The organism is Pseudomonas sp. D3, assembly GCF_029320995.1.
GTDB lineage: Bacteria > Pseudomonadota > Gammaproteobacteria > Pseudomonadales > Pseudomonadaceae > Aquipseudomonas > Aquipseudomonas paraveronii.
Window position 1 is genome coordinate 2,266,314 of sequence record NZ_CP119772.1, and the last position, 24,386, is coordinate 2,290,699.

The window sequence follows — 24,386 nt, forward strand, 5'->3', positions numbered from 1 at the left end:
GCAGGCCGCGATCAAAGGGCTGGCGGGCGATCAGGCATGGTTGGCGAGGAAGGTCAGCAGCGCTTCATTGACGAAGTCCGGGTTCTCGCGACTGGAGATATGCCCGGCGTCGGGAATCAGGCTCAGGCTGCAGCCGATCAGGCTGGCCATCTGCTCGGACTCGGCGGGCGGGCGCGGTGTGTCCTGTTCGCCGCACAGCACCAGGGTGGTGTCGGCGTCCAGGCGTGACAACTGCTCCAATACATCTTCACGGCTGAAGATCAGCCGGCCCAGGGGCACGATGCTGTCTAGCAGGCGCGCCGCGGGGTAGTCCTGCAAGACCTTGCGGAAATTTTGGTACAGCGCCGATTCGCGGTCGATGCCCGGACGGAAAAAGATCCGTGCGACCACATCCAGCAGCGGCTCCGGGATAGCGCCGGCGTCTTCAATCATCTTGAACAGCGAGAAGTAGTGCTGGCGCGTGGCCTCGGGCTCGGCGCCGAGGTAGGTGTCCATCAGCACCAGGCTGTTGACCCGCTCGGGTGCCCGCAGGGCCAGGCGCGCGCCCCACATGCCGCCGACCGACAAGCCCACCAGGTTGACCCGGGTAATGTGCAACTGGTCGAGCAGTGCCAGGGCCTGGCGCGCCAGGTCGTCCAGGGATCGCGTGTGTGTCGGCAGCGGCCCGGACTCGCCATGGCCCCAGAGCTCGGGGACGATCACACGATACTGGTGCGACAGCGCTTCGATCTGCGGTGCCCACATGTCTCGGTCCCACAGGTAACTCGAACCCAGCAGGACGACCGGGCCGCAGCCCTGGTCAACATAGTGCAACGGTTGTCCATCAATCACGGCGACAGGCATAACAGGCCTCCAACTTCACGAAGTGAGGGACACTTTTGTACGCGAGTCGACGGCCAGCGGATAGGTACTAAATGATGGCATGTGGCGAGGGAGGGCTCGCCACATGGGGAGGGAGGGTCAGTCGTAGATGACTTTTTTCTTCCACTCGGCGTCGGTTTCGGCGACTTTCAGGCCTTCGGTCAGTTCGTTGACTTCGTCTTCCGCAGGCTTGCTGTTGGTCAGCACCGTAGAGTTGGCGCGCACCAATTGACTCTCCAGCAGTTGCAGTTGCTCTCTGTAGAGCGCGGGCTCGGGCTGCTTGCGCAAGTACTGCACGCCGCGCTCGAAGGCCAGGCGCGCCTGGCCAGGCTGGTTCTGTTGCAGGGCATGCTGGCCGAGGTTGTTGAAGAACTCGATGTGCAGCAGTACCAGGATGTGGCGAATTTCCCTGATCCAGTGCTTGGCTTCATTGGTCGGTAGGAAACCGTCCTGGGCGGCGCGGGTGACTTGGCCGTGCAGGGCTTCGAGCAGGAACCGCACGTCCTTGGCCTTGGCTTCGGTCTGGATCGGGCCGGGCGGGTTGTTGATCGGGATCGATTCGCCTTGGGCCACCAGCGCATTCAGTTCGGCGATCCGCGCCTTGAGCGGTGCGCTGGTCTTGTTGAGGTGCAACAAGCGTTGGTTGACGTTGAGCTCCAGGCGGGTCAACAGCAGCTTGAGCGCAGGCGTCATCAACTGGCCAGGGAAGGTCTCGGTGATCTCACCACAGCGACGCAGCCGGTCATTAAGCTCGATCACGGTGCGTTGCTTTTCCAGTTTGTTGTTTTCCACCGCGTGGTTCATGTAGCCAATGGCGATCAGTATTACGATCCCGGCTATTACCAGCAGGGTGATCATGAGTGGTGTCACCGGTGTGACCTCTTTATAGGGTTTGCTGTTAAGTGTAGTGACTGAGACATCTGTCGGATAGGACTGTTCGACCAGTTGCCCAGGTAGTTTCTTCTATATACGTAAGCATTCCCTGCGTAGATGCACAATGCCATCAGTTGCTGGATGAACTATAGCGTCTTGTCGGGCGCCAGAATATAGGCGTCAAGGCGCGGACATGCAGAATGCCCGCAAGGGCCGGAAAACGGGGGCGAAGTCATTGATTTAAATAAATTTATCCTTGGGGGTTGACGACCTTTCAATCCATCCATAGAATGCGCGCCACTTACAGCGTAAAGCACACAGCGAAACGCGGTAGGGAGTGAATGTTGTACGTGTGTCCCCTTCGTCTAGTGGCCTAGGACACCGCCCTTTCACGGCGGTAACAGGGGTTCGAGTCCCCTAGGGGACGCCAATGCGGGAATAGCTCAGTTGGTAGAGCACGACCTTGCCAAGGTCGGGGTCGCGAGTTCGAGTCTCGTTTCCCGCTCCATTTTTAAGCAGTGTTGCCCTCGGGCGGCATTGAGTGAAACCAGGACCAAGTCTTCGGACAAGGCCCCTGGGCACTGAAATACACACCATGTGTTTCAGTAGCGTGTCCCCTTCGTCTAGTGGCCTAGGACACCGCCCTTTCACGGCGGTAACAGGGGTTCGAGTCCCCTAGGGGACGCCATTTGCGGGAATAGCTCAGTTGGTAGAGCACGACCTTGCCAAGGTCGGGGTCGCGAGTTCGAGTCTCGTTTCCCGCTCCAATTTTTGATTCGCAGTGTCCATTGGGCCTGGGGGTCAGCGAAAAAAAGACGCTTCGGCGTCTTTTTTCGTTTCTGCGATAAACATTGCGTCCCGGTGCGAGCCAGTGCGCCTGATGCTTGCTTGATCTTCTCGGGCTATCCGGCGCGCCTCCACGAAGCCACCCCAAAAAACAATGCCCTCCATAAAGGAGGGCATCGGTTTGAGGCTGGCTGCACAACCCTATCAACTAGCGTCCATGTCGTTCAATCAGACACGACCGTGTACGCGCAGCGTTCGGGCTTGGTGAAAGAGCCCTAGAGCTTTTTCGCCATGTCACGCAGCAAAAACTTCTGGATCTTACCGGTCGAAGTCTTCGGTAGCTGAGTGAAAACCACCGTGCGCGGCACCTTGAAGCCTGCCAGGTGTTCGCGGCAGAAGCCGATGATGTCGGCTTCGCGGATGTTCTGGTGGTCGGCCTTGAGGGTGACAAAGGCGCACGGCGTTTCACCCCATTTTTCGTCGGGGCGGGCGACGACGGCGGCTTCCAGGATTGCCGGGTGCCGGTACAGCACACCTTCAAGTTCGATGGTGGAGATGTTCTCGCCGCCGGAGATGATGATGTCCTTGAGCCGGTCGCGGATTTCGACATAGCCGTCGGGATGGGTCACCGCCAGGTCGCCGGTGTGGAACCAGCCGCCTTCGAACGCTTCAGCCGTCGCCGTCGGGTTCTTCAGGTAGCCCTTCATCACCGTATTGCCCCGCATGAAAATCTCGCCGATGGTGTGGCCATCATGGGGGGTGGGTTCGAGGGTTTTCGGGTCGGCGACCATCACGCCTTCCAGGGTCGGGTAGCGCACGCCCTGGCGAGCCTTGATCTGCGCACGTTCGTCCAGGGGCAGTGCATCCCATTCCGAGTGCCAGGCGCACAGGGTCACAGGGCCATACACTTCGGTCAGGCCGTAGACGTGGATCACCTTGATGCCCATTTCTTCCACGGCACCGATGACCTTGGCGGGTGGCGCCGCGCCGGCGACCATGGCGTTCACCGGGTGGTCGATGGTGGCCTTGGCCGAGTCGGGCATGTTCACCAGGGCGTTGAGCACAATCGGCGCACCGCACAAGTGAGTGACCTGGTGCTCGCGGATCAGGTTGAGGATTTTCTGTGGGTCGACGCGGCGCAGAAACACATGGACCCCGGCCAGGGCCGTGATGATCCACGGGTAGCACCAGCCGTTGCAGTGGAACATCGGCAGCGTCCACAGGTACACGGGGTGGTTGCCGATCGCCCAGATCATTTGGTTGCCCAGGGAATTCAGGTAGGCGCCGCGGTGGTGGTAGACCACGCCCTTGGGGTTGCCGGTCGTGCCTGAGGTGTAGTTCAGCGAGATGGCCTGCCATTCATCTTCAGGCCACTGCCAGGCGAAGTCCGGATCGCCCTCGGCGAGAAACGCCTCGTAGTCCAGGTCGCTGACGGGCTGGCCTTCGCCGTATTCCGGGTCATCGACGTCGATGACCAGGGGCGGATGGTCAAGCATGCCGATGGCTGCATGCACCACATCGTGGAACTCACGGTCGGCGATCAATACCTTGGCTTCGCCGTGCGCGAGCATGAAGGCGATGGCCTCGGCATCCAGGCGCACGTTGAGCGCATTGAGTACTGCGCCAATCATCGGCACGCCAAAATGCACTTCGAGCATGGCCGGGATGTTGGGCAGCATGACGGCCACGGTGTCGTTTTTGCCGATCCCGCGACCGGCCAGGGCCGAGGCCAGACGCCGGCAACGGCTGTAGGTTTGCGCCCAGGTGGCGCGTATCGATCCGTGGATCACGGCAGGGTAATCGGGATAGACGCTGGCAGTGCGCTCAATGAAGCTTAAAGGCGAAAGAGCAATGTGATTAACGCTGGTCGGCTCGAGGCCTTGGTCGAAAATGGACATGGTGCGGATACCCGGTGGCTGATTATTAGCTCTATTGTTCGAGACGCTGGTAACGGCAGTTAAGCTGACGGTGCCGGCCTTGAGGCTTTATCGTTGGCGCGCCGGTCCCTGCGGGAAAAGCGCAATGACTTCTCCGGCGGCTTTTATATACTGTTCGTGCGGATATATGGAAGTACTACCTGTGTTGTATAGTATATGTACTATATCTTGCTTAAACGCTTCCGCTGACCTCGACGTCGTCCTCCCTGTATAGGTTTCAAGATGATCGGCAATTCCGTGCGCTTACCAAGCGGCTCGCCGCTGCTCGGGCATGACCCGCAGCCGAGTCTGCTGCTGGATGCCCAGGCTCGGCCGCTGGAGCTCAACGCGGCGCTGCAGGCGTTGCTTGAGCAGTTGTCCCTGGCCGATTGTGTGAGCCTGTTGCCGGTCAATTGCTTGCCGCTGGTGCAGGCGTGCCTGGGGCAGCAGCGGGCGATCGAAAACGTCGAGGCGCAGTTCGCCGAGCGCATTCTGGTGTGGACGTTTATTCCTGACCCTGGCGAAAACCGCGTGCTGGCGCGTTGCCGGGAGGCCAGCGCGCAGATTGTCGCCGAGCGCGAATCCACCAAGGCCCGGCGCCTGTATCGGCTGATCATCGAAAACACCACCGACCTGATTTCCCGGCACACCCCGGATGGCGGTTTTCTCGATGCCTCGCCGGCTTCCTGGGCGTTGTTGGGCTACTGGCCGGAGGAATTGCGCGGGACCCTGGCACAACGCCTGTTCCATCGGCAGGGCTTGGCGGGGTTGGTGCGGCGTGCCTGGGAGGGCCTGGAGCAGGACGGTTATTACACCATGACCTATCGCATCCGCCATCGCGAGGGCCATTACCTGTGGTTCGAAACCGCCTGCCGGGCGATCCGCGAGACCTACACCGGCGCGGTGGTGGAGGTGGTCAGCGTGTCCCGCGACATTACCGCCAGGGTCCAGGCCGAGGAAACCACCCTGACCGAGCGCAAGTTGCGCGAGGCCCAGCAGCGTCATCACCAGGACGAACTGGCGCACACTGCGCGCCTGGTGACCCTGGGTGAGCTGGCGTCGGGTATCGCCCATGAAATGAATCAGCCGCTGGCGGCGGTGGTTAACTACGCCAATGCCAGCCAGCGTTATCTGGCTGCCCTGGGCAGCGATTCGCCGGCGGCCGAGCGAGTGGCTCAAGGCCTGGAGCGGATCTCGGTGCATGCCAATCACGCCGCGCAAGTGATCAAGCGCTTGCGTGCGTTTCTGCGCAAGGGACGTAGGCGCATGGAGGCGCTGAACCCCGGCGAGGTGGCCCGCGAAGCCGTCCGCCTGTGTGCCTGGGAGGCCAGCGATTGTCAGGTGACGATCGAGGATCGCTTGCCGGATAATCTGCCGCTGATTTACGCCGACCGGGTGCTGCTGGAGCAGGTGCTGCTGAACCTGCTGCGCAATGCCATTGATGCGAATCGTGAAGCCCATCCCGGCCAGCCTTCGCTCATCGTCATGAGTGCGCTGGCACAACGTGACGGGTGGGTGCAAATCGACGTGAGCGATCAGGGCCCCGGTGTCTCGCCGGCGCAGTTGGAGCAGATATTTACCCCGTTCTATACCAGCAAGGCCAATGGCCTGGGCCTGGGCTTGTCCATGAGCCGCAGCATCATCGAAGGCTTCGGTGGCGAGTTGCAGGCCGAGCCGATGCCGGTCGGGCTGCAAATGTGCTGCCGCTTGCCCGCACTCGCCCAGAGCGGTGCCCCACAATAAGAAGAGGAATCAAGCGATGGTGAGCGTGACGGAACAGGTGGTGTATGTGGTGGATGACGACCAGGGGATGCTCGATTCGACCGTCTGGTTGCTGGAGTCGGTGGGCCTCAAGGCGCTGCCGTTTACCAGTGGCCGCGAGTTTCTCGACGCCTGCGACAGCCGCCTCAACGCCTGCGTGCTGCTGGATGTGCGCATGCCGGGGATGGGCGGCCTGAATGTGCAGGAGCACATGCGCAGCCGCGACCTGCACCTGCCGGTGATTTTCGTCAGCGGCCACGCCGATGTGCCGATTGTGGTCCGCGCGTTCAAGGCCGGGGCGCATGACTTTATCGAAAAACCCTACAACGAGCAGTTGCTGCTCGACAGTGTCCTGCAGGCCCTGAGCAAGGCCGATCATCGCCAGAGCCTCGGTGAAGGACCGGCGCGGGTGCAGGCGCGGTTGCAGCAACTCACGCCACGCGAGCGTGATGTATTGCTCCCGCTGGTGAAGGGTTATACCAATCGGGAAATTGCCGAGCAGTTGGGCGTCAGCGTCAAGACCATCGACCTGTATCGCGCGCGGGTCATGAAACGCATGGCGGCCAGCCATTTGCCGGAGCTGGTGGGCATGGCGATTGCCGCCGGCCTGGTAGACCCCCTGCAATTGCGCTGATCGGCCTCAGGCCACGGCAATCTGCAGGCTCGGCCGCTCGCTGGCCCGTGTTGCCAGTACGCGCTCGATGGCGCCGGTCAGCAGGTTTTCCAGTAACTCGGTGCGTTCTGCATCATCCAGCGTCTGCCCGGCCAGCCAGCTCGGCGCATTGTTCAGCAGCGTGGCGATGGCGTGGCCGGCCGCTTGCAGGGCATGGACACTCAGCCGCCGCGGTCGCCCGAGCATTTGCAGCAGTCGATGCTCGTATTGTTCGCGCAACTGCCGGACCCGCAGTTGCTGGTCCTCCGTGAGGCAGCCGCAATCGCGCTCCACCAGGCGGAAATGCCACGGCATCTCTTGATGCAAATTCAGGTGGGCATGAATCAGCCGTTGCAGATTGTCCTGGCGTGAGCGCGGCCGTTGCTCGACGCGCCCCAGGGTGGTCAGCAGTTCTTCGTAGAACTCTTCGATCCAATCCAGCAGCAGATGCTGCTTGCTGGGGTAGTGGTGGTACAGCGAGCCCGGGGTCAACCCCAGGCTGCTGGCCAGCTCGCGCATGCCGACTTGACCGAAGCCTTTGCTGGCAAGCAACTCCAGGGCCTTGTTGCGGTGTTCGCACAAGCGCGAGCGATACTCAGCCATAGGTGTGGAAGCCGCGCCCGCTCTTGCGCCCCAGGTAACCGGCGGCCACCATTTCCTTGAGCAGCGACGCGCTGCGGTATTTGCTGTCCTGGAAGCCCTCATAGAACGCCTCGAGGATCGCCAGCAAGGTGTCCAGGCCGATCAGGTCGGCCAGGGCCAGCGGGCCGATAGGCTGGTTGCAACCCAGGCACATGCCGGCGTCGATGTCTTCGGCGCTGGCCAGGCCTTCCTGGAACACCAGGATCGCTTCGTTGATCATCGGCACCAGAATCCGGTTGACCACAAAACCTGGGCGGTTGCCGGCGGTGATCGCGGTTTTGCCCAGGTGCTGTGCCAGCTTAATGGCCTGGGCGTGGGTCTTATCGCTGGTCTGCAGGCCACGAATCACTTCGATCAGGCCCATCACCGGCACCGGGTTGAAAAAATGCAGGCCGATAAAGCGCTCGGGGGCGTTAACGCCCGCCGCCAGTTCAGTGATGGACAGCGAAGACGTATTGGAGGCAATCACGCACTGCTCATCGACGTGAGCGGCGATCTGTTGCAGCACGCGCCGTTTCAGGTCGAGGTTTTCCGTGGCCGCCTCGATGACCCATTGGGCATTGGCCAGGCTGGTGTAGTCGGTGCTGGTGCGGATCTTGTCCAGGGCCGTATGCTTCTGGGGTTCGCTGAGGATGCCCTTGCTGACTTGGCGATCGAGGTTCTTGCTCACGGTGGCCAGGGCTTTTTCCAGGGCGCCGGCGGAGATGTCCAGCAAGGTCACGTTGATGCCGGCCACGGCGCAGATCTGGGCGATGCCGTTACCCATGGTGCCCGCGCCGATCACGCCGATATTCTGCAGATTCATCGTCAGTCTCTCTTCAAATGTGCGCTGCCGTTGCACGGCAGACATGCCTTGCAATACGGTCTATTGGGCGAGAGTCTAGGGCCCGGCAGTGGGGCGGCCTATGCCGAAACCTGTCAGTTGTATTGGCGTTTATTACCATGTGTACGCGACAGGAACTCAGAATGAAGCCCACGCGGGAAAAGGATTCGGTTGCCGTCTACTTCGTGCAGGTCATGATCCATGCGCTGCGCGATCAGCCGCAGCGGCTGGCCGCCGTGCTGTGCGAAGCGGGCATCGCGCCGGCGCTGTTGACCCAGCCCGAGGCCCGGGTGCCGGCCAGCGCGTTTGCGGCGTTATGGTTGATTCAGATTCGTGAGTTGAACGATGAGTTCTTCCGCCTGGATTCCCATGGCATGCCGCCGGGCAGTTTTGCCCTGATCTGCCGTGGCCTGATCCAGGAGCCGAACCTGGGCAAAGCGCTCACCCAGTGCCTGGCCAGTTTCGCCCTGTTCCTGCGCGACTTTCGCGGCAGCCTCTGCGTGCATGGCAAGCGTGCGGTACTCCGCCTGGAAGTCGGCGGCGGCGATGAGGACACACGGCGTTACGGTGAGGAAACCTTTCTGGTGCTGATGATCAGCCTGCTGTGCTGGCTGGGTGGACGCCGCGTGCCGATCGATCGCGCCGACTTTCGCCACGCGCGTGCGCCGCTCAGCGACGATCAGTTGCTGTGGGGCTACAACCTGACGTTTGGTGCGGCCCGCACCGAAATCGAATTCGCCAGCAGCTACCTGCGTCTGGCCGTGGTGCAGGACTTGGCGTCGCTCAAGGTATTTCTGCGCAGCGCGCCGCAATGGCTGGTGATCCGGTTTCGCAACCAGGACGGCGTGGCGACCCAGGTCTATCAACGCCTGCGTGGCAGCCACTACAGCCAGTGGCCGGCGCTGGAGGACTTGGCCGTGGACTTGCACATGAGCCCCAGCACCTTGCGCCGGCGTCTGGAGCGTGAAGGTTGCTCGTTTCAGGAGATCAAGGACGAAGTGCGCCGCAGCCTGGCGCTGGAACTGCTCTGTCAGACGCGGGCGAGCATCGGTGAAATCGCCGCGCAATGCGGTTTTCAGGAGCCCAGCGCGTTCCATCGTGCGTTCAAGAAGTGGACCGGCGAAAGCCCTGGGCGTTACCGCGAGCGGGTCCAGGGTAAAGTGTCTCGGCCTGCGCGCCTGGGCGCTTGAGTCATTTGCGGTTGAGCGCTGCGTCGCGGTAAGTCCTGGGTAACTCGCCGGTCCATTGGCGGAAGGCCCGGGTGAACGCCGACGGGTCTGAGAACCCCAGCTGTTGCGACGTCTGGTTGATCGACATCGACGTCTGGCTCAAGTAATGAATGGCCATGTCGCGGCGTACCCCGTCCTTGAGTTTCTGAAACTTGCTGCCTTCGGCCAAGAGCTTGCGCCGCAGTGTTCTTTCCGTCAGGTGCAGCTCGCTGGCGGTGCTCTGGATGGTGGCCTTGGCGAGATCGTCGACGTTCTCCAGGTGGTCCAGCACCCGCCGCGTGTAAACCGGGTAATAGGCGGGACGGGTGAACCAGTCCACCGGCGCTCGCTGCAGGTGATAGGCCAGGGTTTCTGCGGTTTGCACCAGCGGCGCGGTGAGAATCCCGGCGTCGAACACCAGGCAAGTCTCGGGTTGGTCAAAATGCGCGGGGCACGGAAACATCAAGCGGTATTCCGCTGAATGGGCGGGCTCGGGATGATCGAACGTCACCCGCTTGAGTGTGATCCGCTGGCCAATCAGCCAGCTTGGGAACCGATGCCAGAGCAACAGTAAAAACCCCCTCAGCAGGTAGCCGGCGTCCAGGCTCGGGTCACTCAAAGCCATTGAAAACAGGGCCTCATCACCGACGACTTTCAGCTCCAGGTGCAGGGAGTCGTTCATCACGTTGTAGAAATGGCTGAGCTTGTAATACACCGAATGCAGGTTATGCGAGTGGATCACTTGCTTGGCCATTATCGCGAAGCAGCCCTTCGGACAGCGCTGTGAACCCGCGCCGAAAAACTCGTCATCACTCAAGCGCCACACGGCCTGCATCAAGCGACTGAACTGGTCGGGGGTGATGCGCAGGTGCAGGTTATCCAGGCGCTTTCGGCTGATGCCGGCTTCCTTGAGCAAGACGTCTTCGTCCAGCGCGAGGCGGCGTGCGGCCGTCATCAGGATGTGGGCGAAGTACATGGAAATGGAATAGCGCTCGATGCCCATCGTTCAGCAGTCCGGCAGCAGGGCAGGCTAGTTTAGCCAAAAGTGGCTGTCCGTTTATGTCTGTTTTTAGACTGATTTGGTAATTGCTACCCAGGGCTGGATCGGAGGAAGCTGAATAGAGCTATGCGCTGCGGGCTCCGTCCCTGCTTGCGACCGTCCCAGGTTTTTTGAGTAGTGGCCGTTTTGGTTAATTGCTCAGCTTGGTGGAGTGGGCGAAGGGTGTAGCGGCCTGTTTAACAAGTGAATGAGGAAAATAACAATGAGTGGTTATGCCCATCCGTACCGCGACACCGAATTTGTGCTGGAGGCGTTGGTCGGATTTGAGCAGTTGTGCGCGAGCGCCCAGCTTCAGGATGTCAACAGCGAACTGGTCAGCGCCATCTTGAGCGAGGCAGGCCGCTTGGGTTCCGGCGTGCTGGCGCCGCTCAACCGGGTCGGTGATACCCAAGGTACGCACTTGGGGGAACAGGGCGTGCAAGAAGCACCGGGTTTTGCCGAGGCGTATCGGCAATTCCAGGAAGGCGGCTGGCCCTCGTTGACCGCTGCAGAACAACACGGCGGGCAGAACCTGCCGAACGTGATCGGCACGGCCGTCAATGAAATCTGGCACTCAGCCAATATGGCATTCGCCTTGTGCCCTATGTTGACCCAGGGCGCCATCGAAGCCATCGCCCATCACGGCTCGGCCGAACTGCAAGCCGCCTACCTGGAAAAACTGGTGAGTGGCGAGTGGACCGGGACGATGAACCTGACCGAGTCGGATGCCGGCTCCGATCTGGCGGCCATCAAGAGCCGCGCCGTGCCCCAGGGCGACCACTATCTGATCACTGGCCAGAAGATTTTCATCACCTGGGGCGATCACCAGATGACCGACAACGTCGTGCATTTGGTCCTGGCGCGCCTGCCGGATGCGCCGACGGGCGTCAAAGGCATTTCGCTGTTCGTGGTGCCCAAGTTCCTGCTGGATGCCCAAGGCCAGCCGGGCGTGCGCAATCGCGTGCAGTGCCTCTCCCTGGAACACAAATTGGGCATTCATGGCAGCCCGACCTGCGTGATGAATTTCGGCGACCCCGAGGGGGCGGTCGGGTATCTGCTCGGCGAGCCGCACACGGGCCTGACCTGCATGTTCACCATGATGAACCACGCCCGTCAGAGTGTTGGCCTACAGGGCTTGTCGATTGCCGAGCGCGCTTACCAGCAGGCCCGTCAATACGCCAAAGAGCGTCTGCAGGGCACGCGCAAGGACGGCAGCCGTTTCTCGATCATCCGCTTTCCCGATGTGCGCCGGATGCTGTTGCAGATGAAAGCGTCCATCGAAGCGATGCGCGCGTTGTCGCTGGTGGCCGCCGCTGAAGTCGACCGTGCCGCGCATGCGCCCACGCCGGAGCTTGCGCACCATCATCAGGGGCGGGTCGATGTGTTCACCCCGATCGTCAAGGGCTGGTTGACCGAACTGGCCCAGGAAGTCACCTCTCTGGGCGTGCAAATCCACGGTGGTATGGGCTTCATCGAAGAGACCGGCGCGGCGCAGCATTATCGCGATGCGCGCATCCTGACCATCTATGAAGGCACCACCGGCATTCAGGCGCTTGACCTGGTGGGGCGCAAGACCCTGCTGAACCAAGGCGCGTTACTCAACAGCCTGCTCGAGGAGATGGATCAAACCGTCGAGCAACTGCGTCACATCGACGCCCTCGACTATCAGGCAGTGGCGTTGGCCGCCGCGCTTGGCGCCGGGCGCGAGGCCTTGTCGCGGTTACTCGACAACGCCAAGCACGATGCGGATTGGGCCGGCAGCGTCAGCGTCAACTTCCTGATGCTCTTCGGCTACCTGTCGGGCGGCTGGCTCATGGCGCGTTCTGCCCTGCAGGCGCACGCCCAGCTGCAAGCCGGCACGGGCGATGCAGCCTTCCTCAAGACCAAAGGCGTCAGCGCACGCTTCTACGCAGAGCAATTGTTGCCACGGGTACACGCGTTGTTGGCGGCGATCAGCGCTGGGAGCGCGAGCATCATGGCGTTGGATGAAGAGCAGTTCTGACACCGCGTTGGTTTTTGTGCCTAACTTTTTTGAGGTTCACCCCATGCATCACCAGCGCATCCGCCTGGATTCCTTGCACGAAAAAATCATGAGCGCGGCGCAGGCCGCCGCGTTCATTCAAGACGGCATGACCGTGGGCATGAGTGGTTTCGGTGGCGCAGGGGACGCCAAGGCCGTGCCACTGGCGCTCATTGAGCGGGCCCGGGAGCATCCGCTCAAGATCAACCTGATCACCGGCGCGAGCCTCGGGCGTGGCCTGGACGGGCAGATGGCCGAGGCCGGGCTGCTGGCGCGGCGCATGCCGTTTCAAGGCGACCCGGTGCTGCGCAAGGCGATCAACGAAGGCCGCGTGGTGTTTATCGACCAGCACCTGAGCGAAGTGGTCGAACAACTGCGTGACGGCAGCCTGCCCAATCCGGATATTGCGGTGATTGAAGCGGTAGCGATCACCGAGCAGGGCCATATCGTGCCGACGTCGTCGGTCGGCAATTCGGCCAGTTTCGCCCAGGCGGCGCGGCAGGTCATCGTTGAGCTGAACCTGGCCAGCAGCCCTTATTTTGAAGGGATGCACGATATTTATCAGCCCCACGGGCGCCCTGGCCGGGGGCCGATTCCGGTCATCAGCGCGGATGATCGCATCGGCACCCAGGCCATCGCGATTGACCCTGCCAAGATCGTCGCCATCGTGCTGTGCAATACGCCGGAATCTGCGATTCCCATGCTGCCGCCCGATCATGAGACCCAGGCGATTGCCGATCATCTGGTGGCTTTTTTCGAGCAGGAAGTGGAACACAAACGCTTGGGCAGAAGCCTGGCGCCGCTGCAAGTCGGCGTCGGCTCCATTGCCAACGCCGTCATGTGCGGGCTGATCGATGCTCCGTTCACCGACCTGGTGCAGTACTCGGAGGTGCTGCAGGATTCGACCTTTGAATTGCTCGACGCGGGCAAGCTGAAGTTCGCCTCCGGCTGTTCGATTACCCTGTCCGGCCCCTGTGGCCAGCGGGTGTTCGGCAACCTGGAGAAATACGCCGACCGCCTGGTGTTACGGCCACAGGAAATCTCCAATCACCCGGAAGTGATTCGACGGTTAGGCGTGATTGCCATCAACACCGCGCTGGAGTTCGACCTGTACGGGAACGTCAACTCCACCCACGTTTGCGGTACACAGATCATGAATGGCATCGGTGGCTCGGGAGACTTCGCCCGTAACGCGCTGCTGTCGATTTTCGTGACCAAGTCGATCGCCAAGGACGGTGCGATTTCCCGCGTGGTGCCGATGGTCAGCCATGTCGACCACACCGAGCATGACGTCGATATCCTGGTGACGGAACAAGGGCTGGCGGACCTGCGTGGCCTGGCGCCGAAAGAACGGGCCGAGTTGATCATCAACCACTGTGTGCACCCCGACTATCGCGAGGCGTTGCGCAGCTACTTCAAGGCCGCGTGCGCCAAGGGTGGGCATACGCCGCATGTGTTGAGCAAGGCCTTGAGTTGGCACATCAATCTGCAGGAAACCGGTTCCATGCAGGCGGCCGCCGTCGGCGTCTAGGCTGGGTTTGTACTTGAAACAAGCCCGCCATTGCGGCGGGCTCCTGCTGCACTCAGAGCTTCGCTAGCTGACCGACCCGCGCCATCATTTCGGTGACGATCTGCAGGTCCAGGAGAAACTGCTCGACCGTCTTGAACTCATGGTGGGTGTGGCCGGTGTACTTGCCCTCGAGCCTGGCCAGGCCGAACTGCACGCCATTGGGCAGGTCATGCACCGAGGTTGCGCCAGCAGAGGCGCCGAACTTGCGTTCCATGCCGAGGTTTTCACTGGCCACGTCCAACATAGCCTTAAGCCATTCACCCTTAGGGTCACGGTGCATCGGTTCGGTGACCAAGTAGTCGAAGGCCACCGCAACCCCGCTTTGCTCACTCCAGGCAGCCAGCTTGTCTGCCATTTCGGCTTTGAGTGCGTCTGCAGACTTGCCCTTCGGTAGACGCAGATTGACCGTCAGCGTGAAGGTATTTTCGTCCATCCCGATAAAGGTCAGTGACGTGGTCAGCGGCCCCATGAACGCATCGGAAAAGCCGATGCCCAGTGGCCCTCCCAGGTAATCCAGGCCCCAGTTGTCGGCGGCGTAACGTGCCGCGTCGGTAATGTGGTTGTACTTGAGCGCGATTTTTCCGTCCAGGCTATGGATGAAGCCCAGCAGCCTGGCGACGGGGTTTACAGCCGATTCGGGTTCGGAAGAGTGTGCGGACACGCCGGTAACGGTGAGTTTGACGTTCCTGCCGACGACCTCGGCGGTCACGTTGAAGTTGCCACCCTTGCGCCTGGCATAGTCGCTACCGGCCTTTTGCAGGCTGGCGGCCAATTCAGCGGGGTGCTCAGCCACCAGCATGGCGACCGACGTCAGCGGAATCTGATTCGCTGCAAGGCCTCCGGTCATCGAGATGATTTCGGCGCCCTTGCCCTGTGCATCGCGCCGGGCAAAGGTTGCCGTGACGGTGCCATAGCCTTTCTCGGCAATCACCACCGGATAACCGCCATCCAGTGCCACGTTGTAGTGGGGCGTTGGGTTGCGTTCGCGGTAGTAGGCGATCGCATCGCCAGCGATTTCCTCGGTGGTATCGACCAGCAGCTTGAAGTTTCTGGCCAACGGTAGTCGCTCCTCCTGGATGACCTTCATTGCGTAGAGCGCCACCACGATGCCGTTCTTGTCATCCTCGGTGCCGCGGCCATACAAGCGGTTGCCGACTTGGGTGACTGTGAACGGGTCGAGTCGGGTGCCGTCTTCCAGCACCCAGTTCTGCGGGTTGGCAGGCACCACGTCGGCATGCGCGTGAATGCCCACCACTTCATCGCCAGCGCCGTTGAGGGTGATCTCATACACGCGGTTGTCGATGTTGCGAAAGGCCAGGTTGAATGCCTCGGCCAGGCCCTTGAGTGTGTTGCCGAGCTTGATGAATTCGGGATTGTCGTGCTGGGCAATGCCTTCGACCCGGAAGGTCGGGATAGCCACCAGTTCGCGCAGGGTTTCGATGGCCGCGTCGCCGTACTTCAAGCGGGTATAGAGGCCAAGCAGGCGATAAATCTGGTTTTTCTGCTCGATGGAAAGCTCATCGTTGTCCAGAAAACCGCTGATTGCCGGGCCGAGTTCTCTGCTCATGGGCTGGCGGCTCACGCGTAGCTGTCTCAGGAATTCACGGAAGTCCGTGACCGATGAATCACTGAAACTCGCGAGGATGGCCGAGCTCTGTGGCGGGGAAATAGTGGCATGCGCGGGTTGGGTGAATGTTGCAAGGCTGGTGACTACCAGAGCGGCGGTGAGCAGGCAGGTAAGTGATGGGTTCATTATTGTCACACTCCTATCTTCGTAGGCGGTTGGTGATTGCCCGTCGAAGCTAACACTGCGAGGTAGGGGGAGAGGTGTTCAGAAGTAGGCTCTATCGCCAATAAACGCGGAGGCTGTGCAGAATCCGATGTTTCCTACGCATGCCTTCCAATGTAAAAAAGCCGCTCGGCTGTGAGCGGCGTTTTTGTGGGTGTCGGGCCAGGCGATCAGTGTGAGGGGCCCGCCATTGCGGCGGGCTCCTGCTGCACTTAGAGCTTCGGTAGCTGACCGACACGGCCCATCATTTCGGTGACGATCTGCAGGTCCAGGAGGAACTGCTCGACCGTCTTGAACTCATTGTCGGTGTGCCCGGTGTACTTCACTTCCGGGCGTGCCAGGCCGAATTGCACGCCGTTGGGCAGTTCATGCACGGAGGTGGCGCCGGCCGAACTGCCGAACGCGTGTTTCATGCCCAGGTTTTCCGTAGACACCGCCAACAAGGCCTTGACCCACTCACCTTCCGGGTTGCGGTACATCGGTTCGGCGACCGAGTAGGCGAAGTTCACGTTGACCTTGGTTTTCTTGTCCCAGGCGCTGAGCTTGTCGGCAATTTGCGCTTTGAGTTTCTCCGGCGATTTACCCTTGGGTACGCGCAGGTTCACCGCCAGCTTGAAGGTTTTGTCGTCCAGGTCGACGAACGTCAGCGAGGTGGTCAGCGGCCCCATGAAGTCATCGGCGAACCCCACGCCCAATTTGCCGCCCAGGTAATCCAGGCCCCAGTTGTCGGCGGCATAACGCGCCGCGTCGGTGATGTGGTTGTGCTTGAGGGCGATCTTGCCGTCGACGCTGTGGATCAGATCCAGCATGCGCGCGACCGGGTTCACGCCGGATTCCGGTTCGGACGAGTGCGCGGAGACCCCGGTGACCGTCAACTGCACCTCTTTGCCGACCACCTTGGCGCTCACCTGGAAGTCAGCGCCATTGCGCTGGGCGTATTGCGCACCGGCCTCTTGCAGGCTGGCCGCCAACTCGGCGGGTGTGTCGCTGAGCAACGTGGCGACCGACGCCGAGGGAATCTGGTTGGTCGCTTTGCCGCCGGTCATGGCGATGATTTCCGCGCCTTTGCCTTCACCTTTGCGGCGCGGGAAAGTGGCCATGACCGTGCCGTAGCCTTTTTCGGCAATGACCACCGGGTAGCCGCCATCCAGCGCCAGGTTGTACGGCGGCGTCGGGTTGCGTTCGAAGTAATAGGGGATCGCGTCGCCGGAAGTTTCCTCAGTGGTGTCCACCAGCAGCTTGAAGGTGCGCGCCAGCGGCAGCTTCTCTTCCTTGATCACCTTCATGGCGTACATCGCCACCACGATGCCATTTTTGTCGTCTTCAGTCCCACGGCCATACATGCGGTCGCCGATCAGCGTGACCTTGAACGGATCGAGCCGGGTGCCGTCTTTCAATACCCAGTTTTCCGGCGTCACCGGCACCACATCCGCATGCGCGTGGATGCCCACCACTTCATCGCCGCTGCCTTCCAGGGAGATTTCGTACACGCGGTTGTCGATGTTACGGAAGTTCAGGTTGAAGTCTTTCGCCAGGCCCTGGAGCTTGTCGGCGATCTTGAGGAATTGCGGGTTTTTGTACTGCGGCAGGCCGTCGACGTTGAACGTCGGAATTTCCACCAGCTCGCGCAGGGTCTCCGTGGCGGCCTTGGCGTATTTCACCCGCGCATAGATGCCCAGCAGGCGATTGATTTCGTTCTGTTGCTCGGCGCTCAGGGGTTTGTGCTCGAGAAAGGCGCTGATCGCCGGGTCCACATCGCTGGTTTTACCCAGCTCGCCCTGGGCCAGGGTGCCGAGGAAACTGTTGAAGTCAGTGACCGAGGTTTCGCTGAAGCCCTTGAGAATCGCCGTGCTCTGCTGTGGGGTGATGTTGGCGAAAGCGGGGCTGACGAAGGTCGAGAGGCTCGCGGCGAACACGCTGGCGGCAGCCAATTGCTTGAGTGGAAAGTACATGGCGGGACGCATTCCTTTGCTGGTAGTGAGTAGGAAGTTTCTGATCATTAAGTCAGAAATATTTCCACACACTACCATCACCTTGCTTGAGAGTGGCAGACGTTGGTGTAGGAAATTTCTTAGTCAAGCTGCCCAGTTGGTGAGAACCGTCCACATGGGTTTTTGGTGGGTTTTCAATGGTGTTCAGGTCAGGGTTAGCCGGGGCGAGCGCGGTTTAATCCAGGCTATAACGCACCGACAGCGTGCCCTTTTTCTCCGACAGGGCCAGGATCGTCACCTGGCCCAATTCGCCTAACGCCTGCACATGCGTGCCGCCACAGGCATACGCGGGCAATTCACCGAAGCCGACTTCGCGGGTGCCGTCTTCCAGGCGCATCTGGCGCGGGTAGTCGGCGGCGATCCATTGGTTGATCTGCTGTTGAATCGCGTCGGCGTCCATCGCGTGTGCGGTTTCGCTGCGGATAAAGGTGATCTTGCCTTCGCCAGGCCAGTGGTGGGCCTTGATCGGCATCCAGCCCAAGGCCTCGCCAGCGTTGCCGATCAGATGCCCGGCGGAATGCAGGCGGGTGTGCAAGGCGCGGCGCTGTGCATCGACTCGTGCGTTGACCGGGCCCGGTTCTACGGGTTGGTCGAGGTAATGCACCACGCGCTCCGCCTCTTGGGTGACCCGCAGCACCCGGCTGTCGCCCAGCCAGCCGGTGTCGAATGGCTGGCCGCCGCCCTGGGGGTGGAAAATCGTCGACTGCAGCGTGACCGCAAACTGCTCTTCGTGGGCGGTGCAGCTCAGCACTTCAAGCTCGGCGGTCAGGTGGTCGTGGGTGAAAAACAGGCGCTCGGTCATCGTCTACATCCGCATCAAGGTTCTGCGGGCAGTATAAATAGTGCGCCGATGGGTGATAATCCGTTCAATTATCAATGGACCTGTGCGTGATGAGCATCAATCTTCCTTTGCCGCTGCTGGGTGAAATGGCGATTTTCGTCAGAGTGGTGGAAGCTGGCAGTTTTTCCGCCGCGGCGCGACAACTGAGCGTTTCGCCGTCGGCGGTGAGCCGCAGCATCTCGCGTCTCGAACAGGCGTTGGCCACGCGCCTGCTGCAACGCACCACGCGCAAACTGCGTTTGAGCGAGGGCGGCGAAGAGGTGTTCAAGCGCTGCCAGGAGATGGTTAACGCGGCGCGTTCGGTGATGGAAGTCAGCGGTCAGTTCACCCACGAGGCCGAGGGCCTGGTGCGGGTCAGCGTGCCCAAGGCGGTGGGGCGGTTCGTGGTGCATCCGCATATGCCGGCGTTTCTGCGGCGCTATCCCAAGGTCGATGTGCAACTGATCCTTGAGGATCGGCAGGTGGACCTGATCGATGACAATGTCGACCTGAGCATCCGGATTACCGACAGCCCGCCGCCGGGCCTGGTGGGGCGGCAATTACTGCCCATCGAACACGTGGTGTGTGCGACGCCGCAGTACCTGGCCGAGCATGGCACACCGAGTCACCCCCATGACTTGCTCGCGCACAGCTGCATCTACCTGGGCGAAACCCCGGGGGACTCGCGCTGGAAGTTTCGCCGGGCGGGCAAGGCAGTCACCGTGGCCGTGCGTGGGCGTTATGCAGCGAACCACACCGGCGTGCGCCTGGATGCGGTGTTGCAGCATGTGGGGATTGGCAGCTTGCCGTATTTCACGGCGCGGCATGCGTTGGATGAGGGGCGCTTGGTGCAGGTGTTGCCCGAGTGGGATTTTATTGCGTCCTACCATGGCGAGGCCTGGTTGCTGCATTCGCCGACGCGTTACCTGCCGCCGAAGGTGCGGGTGTTCATTGATTATCTGGTGGCGTGCATGGCCACGGAGCCGACGTTGCGCCGACGGTAGTGCGGGAGGGGCTTGCCCCCGATAGCGGTGGATCAGTCATGCATGTATTGGCTGACACACCGCCATCGGGAGCAAGCCCCCTCCCACATTGGGTTCTGCAGCGTCTGAATGATCAGTGCTTGCTCTGGTCCTGAGGCATGGCCAGCAGCTGCTTTTCCTGGTTCCAGTCGAACGGTTCGTCGTTCTGTTCGGCTTCAAAGCGCCGCTCTTCCAGGGCCTGGTACAGGTCCAGTTCGTCGTCGGGCATGAAGTGCAGGCAGTCGCCGCCGAAGAACCACAGCAGGTCGCGCGGCACCAGGTGGGCGATTTGCGGGTAGCGCAGGATGACCTGGCTCATCATGTCCTGGCCCAGGTACTGGCTCTCGATCGGATCGATCGGCAGCAGGGCGCGCAGTTCATCGAAACGTTCCAGGAACAGCAGGTGGCTTTCCTCGGGCACCTGTTCGGCTTCGCCGACGGCAACCAGGATGCTGCGCAGGTGGTCGAGCAAGACGAGATGATCGGCAACGACGTTGGACACGAGATAAGTCCTCAAAGCAAAAACGGGCGCGAGAGTATATAGCCCAAGCGCCCGTAATTATATGGCCTAGGGGATCAGCGGACTTTACCCTCGGCCTGGGTCAGCGCTTCTTTGCTGAAATCATCCACGTCGATCACCTTGCGCCTTGCCGCTTCGGCCTCACGCAGGCTTTGCGCTTCGGCCGGTTGCAGCACGCCTGCGTGCAGGGCGGCGTCGATCGCATGTTCGCCGGCAGCCGGTTTGACCTGGCCGCTTTTGAGGGCAACGTGCAGTTTTTTCTGCAGCGGATGGCTGGCGCCGAGCAAGTCGTAGGCATGTTGCAGGGCGCCCACCGGGTCTTCCAGCGCTTGCGGGCGGTAGCAGCCGGCGAGCATTTCTTCCAGGGTCGGGTCGCCTTTGGCGCGGCCCATAACGGCGGCCACTTCGGCATCCAGTGCATCGGACGGCCCGGTATGGCGACGCCCGAACGGGAACACGATGACCCGCAGCAAGCAGCCGAGCAGCTTGTTCGGGAAGTTGCTGAGCAGTTCATCCAGCGCGCGTTCCGATTCTCCCAGGCTTTCTTCCATGGCCCAGGCGAACAACGGTTCCAGGTGATCCGGCGAATCCAGGTCGTGATAACGCTTGAGCGCCGCCGATGCCAGGTACATATGGCTCAGCACATCGCCCAGGCGTGCCGACAGGCGTTCGCGGCGTTTCAACTCGCCGCCGAGCAGCATCATGCTCAGGTCGGCGAGCAGGGCGAACGCGGCAGCCTGGCGGTTCAACGCGCGGAAGTAAGCCTGGCTCAAGCGGTTGCCCGGGGCTTTTTCGAAGCGGCCGACACCCAGGTTGAGCACCAGGGTGCTGGCGGCGTTGCTCACGGCAAAACCGATGTGCTGCATCAGCAGGCTGTCGAATTCCTTGAGCGCCTGGTCGTGGTCTTCGCGACTGGCCAGGGCCATTTCCTTGAGCACGAAGGGGTGGCAACGGATCGCACCCTGGCCAAAGATCATCAGGTTGCGCGAGAGGATATTCGCGCCCTCCACGGTGATGAAAATCGGCGCGCCTTGCCAGCTACGGCCCAGGTAGTTGTTCGGGCCCATGATGATGCCCTTGCCGCCGTGGACATCCATGGCGTGGCTGATGCACTCGCGGCCGCGCTCGGTCAGGTGGTATTTGAGGATCGCCGACAGCACCGACGGCTTTTCGCCGAGGTCGACGGCGTTGGCCGTGAGCATGCGCGCGCTGTCCATCAGCCAGGCGTTGCCGCCGATGCGGGCGAGGGCTTCCTGGATACCTTCGAAGGCCGCCAGCGGGACGTTGAACTGCTCACGCACCTGGGCGTATTGGCCGGTCACCAGGCTGGTGAACTTGGCCGCGCCGGTGCCGACCGCCGGCAGGGAAATCGAGCGGCCGACCGATAGGCAGTTCATCAACATCATCCAGCCCTTGCCGAGCATGTCCTGGCCACCGATCAGGTAGTCCAGGGGGATGAACACGTCTTTGCCGGAGTTGGGCCCGTTCATGAACGCGGCGCCGAGCGGCAGGTGGCGACGGCCGATGTGGACGCCGGGGGTGTCGGTGGGGATCAGCGCGAGGCTGATGCCCAGGTCTTCTTTTTCGCCCAGCAAGTGGTCCGGGTCATGTGCCTTGAACGCCAGGCCGAGCAAGGTCGCGACCGGGCCCAGGGTGATGTAGCGTTTTTCCCAGTTTAGGCGCAGGCCGAGGGTTTCCTTGCCTTGCCATTCACCTTTGCAGATCACTCCGGTGTCGGGCATGGCGCCGGCGTCGGAGCCGGCCAGTGGGCCAGTCAGGGCGAAGCACGGAATATCGTCGCCACGGGCCAGGCGCGGCAGGTAGTGGTTGCGTTGTTCATCGGTGCCGTAATGCAGCAGCAGCTCGGCGGGGCCGAGGGAGTTGGGGACCATCACGGTGGACGCCAGGTCACCGCTGCGCGTCGCGAGTTTCATCGCCACTTGGGAGTGGGCATAGGCGGAGAAGCCCTTGCCGCCATACTCCTTGGGAATGATCAGCGCGAAGAAACCGTGGGTCTTGATGTGTTCCCAGGCGGCGGGCGGCAGGTCCATGGCCTGGCCGATTTCCCAGTCGCTGACCATCGCGCACAGTTCTTCGGTAGGACCGTCGATAAACGCCTGTTCTTCTTCGGTCAAACGTACCTTGGGATAGGCCAGCAACGTGTCCCAATCGGGGCGGCCGCTGAACAGCTCGCCGTCCCACCAGACGGTGCCGGCGTCGATGGCATCGCGCTCGGTCTCGGACATTGGCGGCAAGACCTTCTGAAACCAACTGAACAGCGGTTTGGTGAAGTATTGGCGGCGCAGGTCGGGCAGCAGCAGGGGCGCGGCCACGATCGCAATCAACACCCAGAAGATCAGCAGCAGCCAACCCGGTGCGTGGCTCCAGGCGCCCATCGCCAGCAGGTAAACGGCGACCACGCCCAGGGCGGGCAGGGGCGCGGTGCGCCGGTGTGCCAAATAGGCAATGCCGACCACCAGAACCAATATCCACAACAACAACATATTCAATCCTCCATGAAACCAGGGGCGAAACCACCAAAGAGCTTAGTCGGCATCCGAGAAAGCGCGGTGATCAGGGTGTGACGCGTTGCACTGGGAGCACCTTGGGATCACCGATCACCAGGCGCCGGCATTTGGCCGAATCGTCGTTATCTCTGTGGCAGACCTGTCGTTAGACTTAAGGCTTCCCCCGGAGATCAAACGCATGGAAACCTACCTGAATCCCAGCCGCTTCATCGATAGTGACCACCCAGCGGTGGTGGAGTTCGCCGAAAAACATCGCGGTTCCAGCGCGGATTCAGGTGACCAGGCAGTCAGTCTTTATTACGCCGTGCGTGAGGCGGTGCGCTACAACCCCTACACCTTCAGCCGCGACCCCAACACCCTGAACGCCAGCTTCGCCCTGGCTGCCGGCCAGAGCTACTGCGTGCCCAAGGCCACCTTGCTCGCTGCGTGTGCGCGGCACTGCGGCATTGCGGCGCGCATCGGTTTGGCGGATGTGCGCAATCACCTGTCGACGCCGCGCCTGATCGCATTGCTCAAAAGCGATGTGTTCGCCATGCACGGTTATACCGAGCTGTACCTGAACGGTCGCTGGGTCAAAGCCACGCCGGCGTTCAACCAGCAATTGTGCGAACTGTTCGATGTGCCGCCGCTGGCGTTCGATGGGATCAACGACAGTGTGTTCCACGCGTTCAATCGCCAGGGCAAGCGCTCGATGGAGTACGTGGTGGACCATGGGCAATTTGCGGACGTGCCCGAAGATTTCTTCTTTGCCCACCTGGAGAAATGTTACCCGCACCTGTTTGGCGAGCAGATGCCGAGCGTGCTGGGCGATATGCAGGGCGATTTAAGCCGCCCATGAACCGGCGTATGCTGCTGCGTTCATCAAGCCATGTTCATCAACAATAAGGCGCGGTCATGCTGAAGATCTGGGGGCGTAAAAATTCATCGAACGTCAGGAAAGTCCTGTGGTGCGCCGAGGAACTCGGCCTGGACTATGAGGCCATCGATGCGGGCGGCGCTTTTGGTGTGGTCGACACGCCGCAATACCGTGCATTGAACCCCAATGGTCGGGTGCCGATGATCGAAGACGGCGACTTCGTGCTGTGGGAATCCAACACCATCGTGCGTTACCTCTGCGCCAAGCAGGCGTCGAACTGGTACCCGAGCGATGTAAAGGCGCGGGCCAGCGCCGAAAAATGGATGGATTGGACCACCTCGACCCTCGCCGAGCCGTTCAAGGCGGTGTTCTGGGGCATGGTGCGCACCCCGGCGGAAAAGCGTAATTGGGACACCATCAACGCCGGGCGCCAGGCCTGCATCGATGCGCTCGGCACGGTGGAGAAGGCGCTCGCCGCACAGCCCTACCTGTCGGGCGACGACATCGGCATGGGCGATATCCCCTTGGGCAGCTTTATTTACGCCTGGTTTGAAATGCCCATCGAACGGCCTGCCATGCCCCATCTAGAGGCCTGGTACCAGCGCCTGCAACAGCGGCCGGCCTACCGCAAAACGGTGATGACCGCGTTGACCTGATACTGACTATTAATACAGGTGACTGTACTTGTGCGGCGCGGGCAAGCACCATG

General features: G+C 61.4%; 19 protein-coding genes and 4 tRNA genes. 12 read left to right on the forward strand and 11 right to left on the reverse strand.

Annotated features, from left to right (window positions below):
* Positions 1-30 precede the first annotated feature (30 nt).
* Together P3S72_RS10470 and P3S72_RS10475 are read right to left on the reverse strand one after the other, a co-directional pair.
* Positions 31-843, reverse strand: a complete 813-nt coding sequence (locus tag P3S72_RS10470; protein ID WP_276197262.1) for an alpha/beta fold hydrolase — start codon at positions 841-843, stop codon at positions 31-33.
* Between the two features lie 117 nt (positions 844-960).
* The gene (locus P3S72_RS10475) at positions 961-1,731 is read right to left on the reverse strand and encodes a hypothetical protein (RefSeq protein WP_276197263.1); all 771 of its coding nucleotides are present in this window, start codon (positions 1,729-1,731) and stop codon (positions 961-963) included.
* Positions 1,732-2,088: 357 nt separating this feature from the next.
* Here P3S72_RS10475 and P3S72_RS10480 point away from each other — a divergent pair.
* The 4 genes from P3S72_RS10480 (at position 2,089) to P3S72_RS10495 (ending at position 2,501) form a co-directional block, all read left to right on the forward strand.
* A tRNA-Glu gene (locus tag P3S72_RS10480) sits at positions 2,089-2,164 on the forward strand.
* Between the two features lie 2 nt (positions 2,165-2,166).
* Positions 2,167-2,242 (forward strand) — tRNA-Gly (locus P3S72_RS10485).
* 104 nt (positions 2,243-2,346) lie between these two features.
* Positions 2,347-2,422: transfer RNA gene (locus tag P3S72_RS10490), tRNA-Glu, on the forward strand.
* 3 nt (positions 2,423-2,425) lie between these two features.
* A tRNA-Gly gene (locus P3S72_RS10495) sits at positions 2,426-2,501 on the forward strand.
* Between the two features lie 294 nt (positions 2,502-2,795).
* On the opposite strand, the gene P3S72_RS10500 is transcribed toward P3S72_RS10495, so the two are convergent.
* On the reverse strand, positions 2,796-4,418 hold the full coding sequence (locus P3S72_RS10500) for an acyl-CoA synthetase (RefSeq protein WP_247398764.1): 1,623 nt from the start codon (positions 4,416-4,418) through the stop codon (positions 2,796-2,798).
* Between the two features lie 261 nt (positions 4,419-4,679).
* Here P3S72_RS10500 and P3S72_RS10505 point away from each other — a divergent pair, with 261 nt between their 5' ends.
* Both P3S72_RS10505 and P3S72_RS10510 read left to right on the forward strand, forming a co-directional pair.
* A complete protein-coding gene (locus P3S72_RS10505) occupies positions 4,680-6,179 on the forward strand; it encodes an ATP-binding protein (protein WP_276197264.1) in 1,500 nt (499 codons plus the stop codon).
* Between the two features lie 16 nt (positions 6,180-6,195).
* A complete protein-coding gene (locus P3S72_RS10510; RefSeq protein ID WP_276197265.1) occupies positions 6,196-6,831 on the forward strand; it encodes a response regulator in 636 nt (211 codons plus the stop codon).
* 6 nt (positions 6,832-6,837) lie between these two features.
* Here P3S72_RS10510 and P3S72_RS10515 read toward each other — a convergent pair whose 3' ends face one another.
* Both P3S72_RS10515 and P3S72_RS10520 read right to left on the reverse strand, forming a co-directional pair.
* Positions 6,838-7,452, reverse strand: coding sequence for a TetR/AcrR family transcriptional regulator (locus tag P3S72_RS10515; RefSeq protein ID WP_276197266.1), 615 nt, complete (start codon positions 7,450-7,452; stop codon positions 6,838-6,840).
* Positions 7,445-8,296: a 3-hydroxybutyryl-CoA dehydrogenase gene (locus P3S72_RS10520; RefSeq protein ID WP_276197267.1), complete on the reverse strand. Its 852-nt coding sequence runs from the start codon at positions 8,294-8,296 to the stop codon at positions 7,445-7,447. Before P3S72_RS10520 ends, P3S72_RS10515 begins: the two co-directional genes overlap by 8 nt.
* Before the next feature lie 161 nt (positions 8,297-8,457).
* Between P3S72_RS10520 and P3S72_RS10525 the strand changes: the two genes are divergently transcribed.
* Positions 8,458-9,504, forward strand: coding sequence for an AraC family transcriptional regulator (locus P3S72_RS10525; protein WP_276197268.1), 1,047 nt, complete (start codon positions 8,458-8,460; stop codon positions 9,502-9,504).
* A gap of 1 nt (position 9,505) precedes the next feature.
* Here P3S72_RS10525 and P3S72_RS10530 read toward each other — a convergent pair whose 3' ends face one another.
* The gene (locus tag P3S72_RS10530; protein WP_276197269.1) at positions 9,506-10,525 is read right to left on the reverse strand and encodes an AraC family transcriptional regulator; all 1,020 of its coding nucleotides are present in this window, start codon (positions 10,523-10,525) and stop codon (positions 9,506-9,508) included.
* A 259-nt stretch (positions 10,526-10,784) separates the two neighbouring features.
* Between P3S72_RS10530 and P3S72_RS10535 the strand changes: the two genes are divergently transcribed.
* Together P3S72_RS10535 and P3S72_RS10540 are read left to right on the forward strand one after the other, a co-directional pair.
* The gene (locus P3S72_RS10535; protein WP_276197270.1) at positions 10,785-12,563 is read left to right on the forward strand and encodes an acyl-CoA dehydrogenase; all 1,779 of its coding nucleotides are present in this window, start codon (positions 10,785-10,787) and stop codon (positions 12,561-12,563) included.
* A gap of 43 nt (positions 12,564-12,606) precedes the next feature.
* Entirely contained in the window at positions 12,607-14,112 is a 1,506-nt protein-coding gene (locus P3S72_RS10540) for an acetyl-CoA hydrolase/transferase family protein (RefSeq protein WP_276197271.1), read from the forward strand.
* A 52-nt stretch (positions 14,113-14,164) separates the two neighbouring features.
* Here P3S72_RS10540 and P3S72_RS10545 read toward each other — a convergent pair whose 3' ends face one another.
* The 3 genes from P3S72_RS10545 to P3S72_RS10555 form a co-directional block, all read right to left on the reverse strand.
* Positions 14,165-15,904 (reverse strand): dipeptidase, encoded by a 1,740-nt coding sequence (locus P3S72_RS10545; protein WP_276197272.1) that lies wholly within the window; start codon positions 15,902-15,904, stop codon positions 14,165-14,167.
* 248 nt (positions 15,905-16,152) lie between these two features.
* Positions 16,153-17,892 carry a dipeptidase gene (locus P3S72_RS10550; protein WP_276197273.1) on the reverse strand — a complete coding sequence of 580 codons (1,740 nt, stop codon included), beginning with the start codon at positions 17,890-17,892 and terminating at the stop codon, positions 16,153-16,155.
* A 214-nt stretch (positions 17,893-18,106) separates the two neighbouring features.
* On the reverse strand, positions 18,107-18,733 hold the full coding sequence (locus P3S72_RS10555) for an alanyl-tRNA editing protein (RefSeq protein ID WP_276197274.1): 627 nt from the start codon (positions 18,731-18,733) through the stop codon (positions 18,107-18,109).
* Positions 18,734-18,822: 89 nt separating this feature from the next.
* On the opposite strand from P3S72_RS10555, the gene P3S72_RS10560 reads away from it, so the two are divergent.
* Entirely contained in the window at positions 18,823-19,755 is a 933-nt protein-coding gene (locus P3S72_RS10560) for a LysR family transcriptional regulator (RefSeq protein ID WP_276197275.1), read from the forward strand.
* 112 nt (positions 19,756-19,867) lie between these two features.
* Here the strand turns inward: P3S72_RS10560 and P3S72_RS10565 are convergent, their stop codons facing one another.
* Entirely contained in the window at positions 19,868-20,275 is a 408-nt protein-coding gene (locus P3S72_RS10565; protein ID WP_276197276.1) for a PA2817 family protein, read from the reverse strand.
* Positions 20,276-20,349: 74 nt separating this feature from the next.
* Positions 20,350-22,797 (reverse strand): acyl-CoA dehydrogenase, encoded by a 2,448-nt coding sequence (locus tag P3S72_RS10570; protein ID WP_276197277.1) that lies wholly within the window; start codon positions 22,795-22,797, stop codon positions 20,350-20,352.
* Positions 22,798-22,999: 202 nt separating this feature from the next.
* Here P3S72_RS10570 and P3S72_RS10575 point away from each other — a divergent pair, with 202 nt between their 5' ends.
* Positions 23,000-23,659, forward strand: a complete 660-nt coding sequence (locus P3S72_RS10575) for a transglutaminase family protein (RefSeq protein ID WP_128192615.1) — start codon at positions 23,000-23,002, stop codon at positions 23,657-23,659.
* Between the two features lie 56 nt (positions 23,660-23,715).
* Positions 23,716-24,333 (forward strand): glutathione S-transferase, encoded by a 618-nt coding sequence (locus P3S72_RS10580; protein ID WP_276197278.1) that lies wholly within the window; start codon positions 23,716-23,718, stop codon positions 24,331-24,333.
* The last annotated feature ends 53 nt before the right edge of the window (positions 24,334-24,386 follow it).

Coding starts and splice junctions, on each gene's coding strand:
- P3S72_RS10545 (WP_276197272.1), bottom strand. CDS start 15,904: ATGAACCCATCACTTACCTGCCTGCTCACCGCCGCTCTGGTAGTCACC.
- P3S72_RS10500 (WP_247398764.1), bottom strand. CDS start 4,418: ATGTCCATTTTCGACCAAGGCCTCGAGCCGACCAGCGTTAATCACATT.
- P3S72_RS10560 (WP_276197275.1), top strand. CDS start 18,823: ATGAGCATCAATCTTCCTTTGCCGCTGCTGGGTGAAATGGCGATTTTC.
- P3S72_RS10570 (WP_276197277.1), bottom strand. CDS start 22,797: ATGTTGTTGTTGTGGATATTGGTTCTGGTGGTCGGCATTGCCTATTTG.
- P3S72_RS10520 (WP_276197267.1), bottom strand. CDS start 8,296: ATGAATCTGCAGAATATCGGCGTGATCGGCGCGGGCACCATGGGTAAC.
- P3S72_RS10580 (WP_276197278.1), top strand. CDS start 23,716: ATGCTGAAGATCTGGGGGCGTAAAAATTCATCGAACGTCAGGAAAGTC.
- P3S72_RS10505 (WP_276197264.1), top strand. CDS start 4,680: ATGATCGGCAATTCCGTGCGCTTACCAAGCGGCTCGCCGCTGCTCGGG.
- P3S72_RS10515 (WP_276197266.1), bottom strand. CDS start 7,452: ATGGCTGAGTATCGCTCGCGCTTGTGCGAACACCGCAACAAGGCCCTG.
- P3S72_RS10510 (WP_276197265.1), top strand. CDS start 6,196: ATGGTGAGCGTGACGGAACAGGTGGTGTATGTGGTGGATGACGACCAG.
- P3S72_RS10530 (WP_276197269.1), bottom strand. CDS start 10,525: ATGGGCATCGAGCGCTATTCCATTTCCATGTACTTCGCCCACATCCTG.
- P3S72_RS10555 (WP_276197274.1), bottom strand. CDS start 18,733: ATGACCGAGCGCCTGTTTTTCACCCACGACCACCTGACCGCCGAGCTT.
- P3S72_RS10535 (WP_276197270.1), top strand. CDS start 10,785: ATGAGTGGTTATGCCCATCCGTACCGCGACACCGAATTTGTGCTGGAG.
- P3S72_RS10575 (WP_128192615.1), top strand. CDS start 23,000: ATGGAAACCTACCTGAATCCCAGCCGCTTCATCGATAGTGACCACCCA.
- P3S72_RS10525 (WP_276197268.1), top strand. CDS start 8,458: ATGAAGCCCACGCGGGAAAAGGATTCGGTTGCCGTCTACTTCGTGCAG.
- P3S72_RS10550 (WP_276197273.1), bottom strand. CDS start 17,892: ATGTACTTTCCACTCAAGCAATTGGCTGCCGCCAGCGTGTTCGCCGCG.
- P3S72_RS10470 (WP_276197262.1), bottom strand. CDS start 843: ATGCCTGTCGCCGTGATTGATGGACAACCGTTGCACTATGTTGACCAG.
- P3S72_RS10540 (WP_276197271.1), top strand. CDS start 12,607: ATGCATCACCAGCGCATCCGCCTGGATTCCTTGCACGAAAAAATCATG.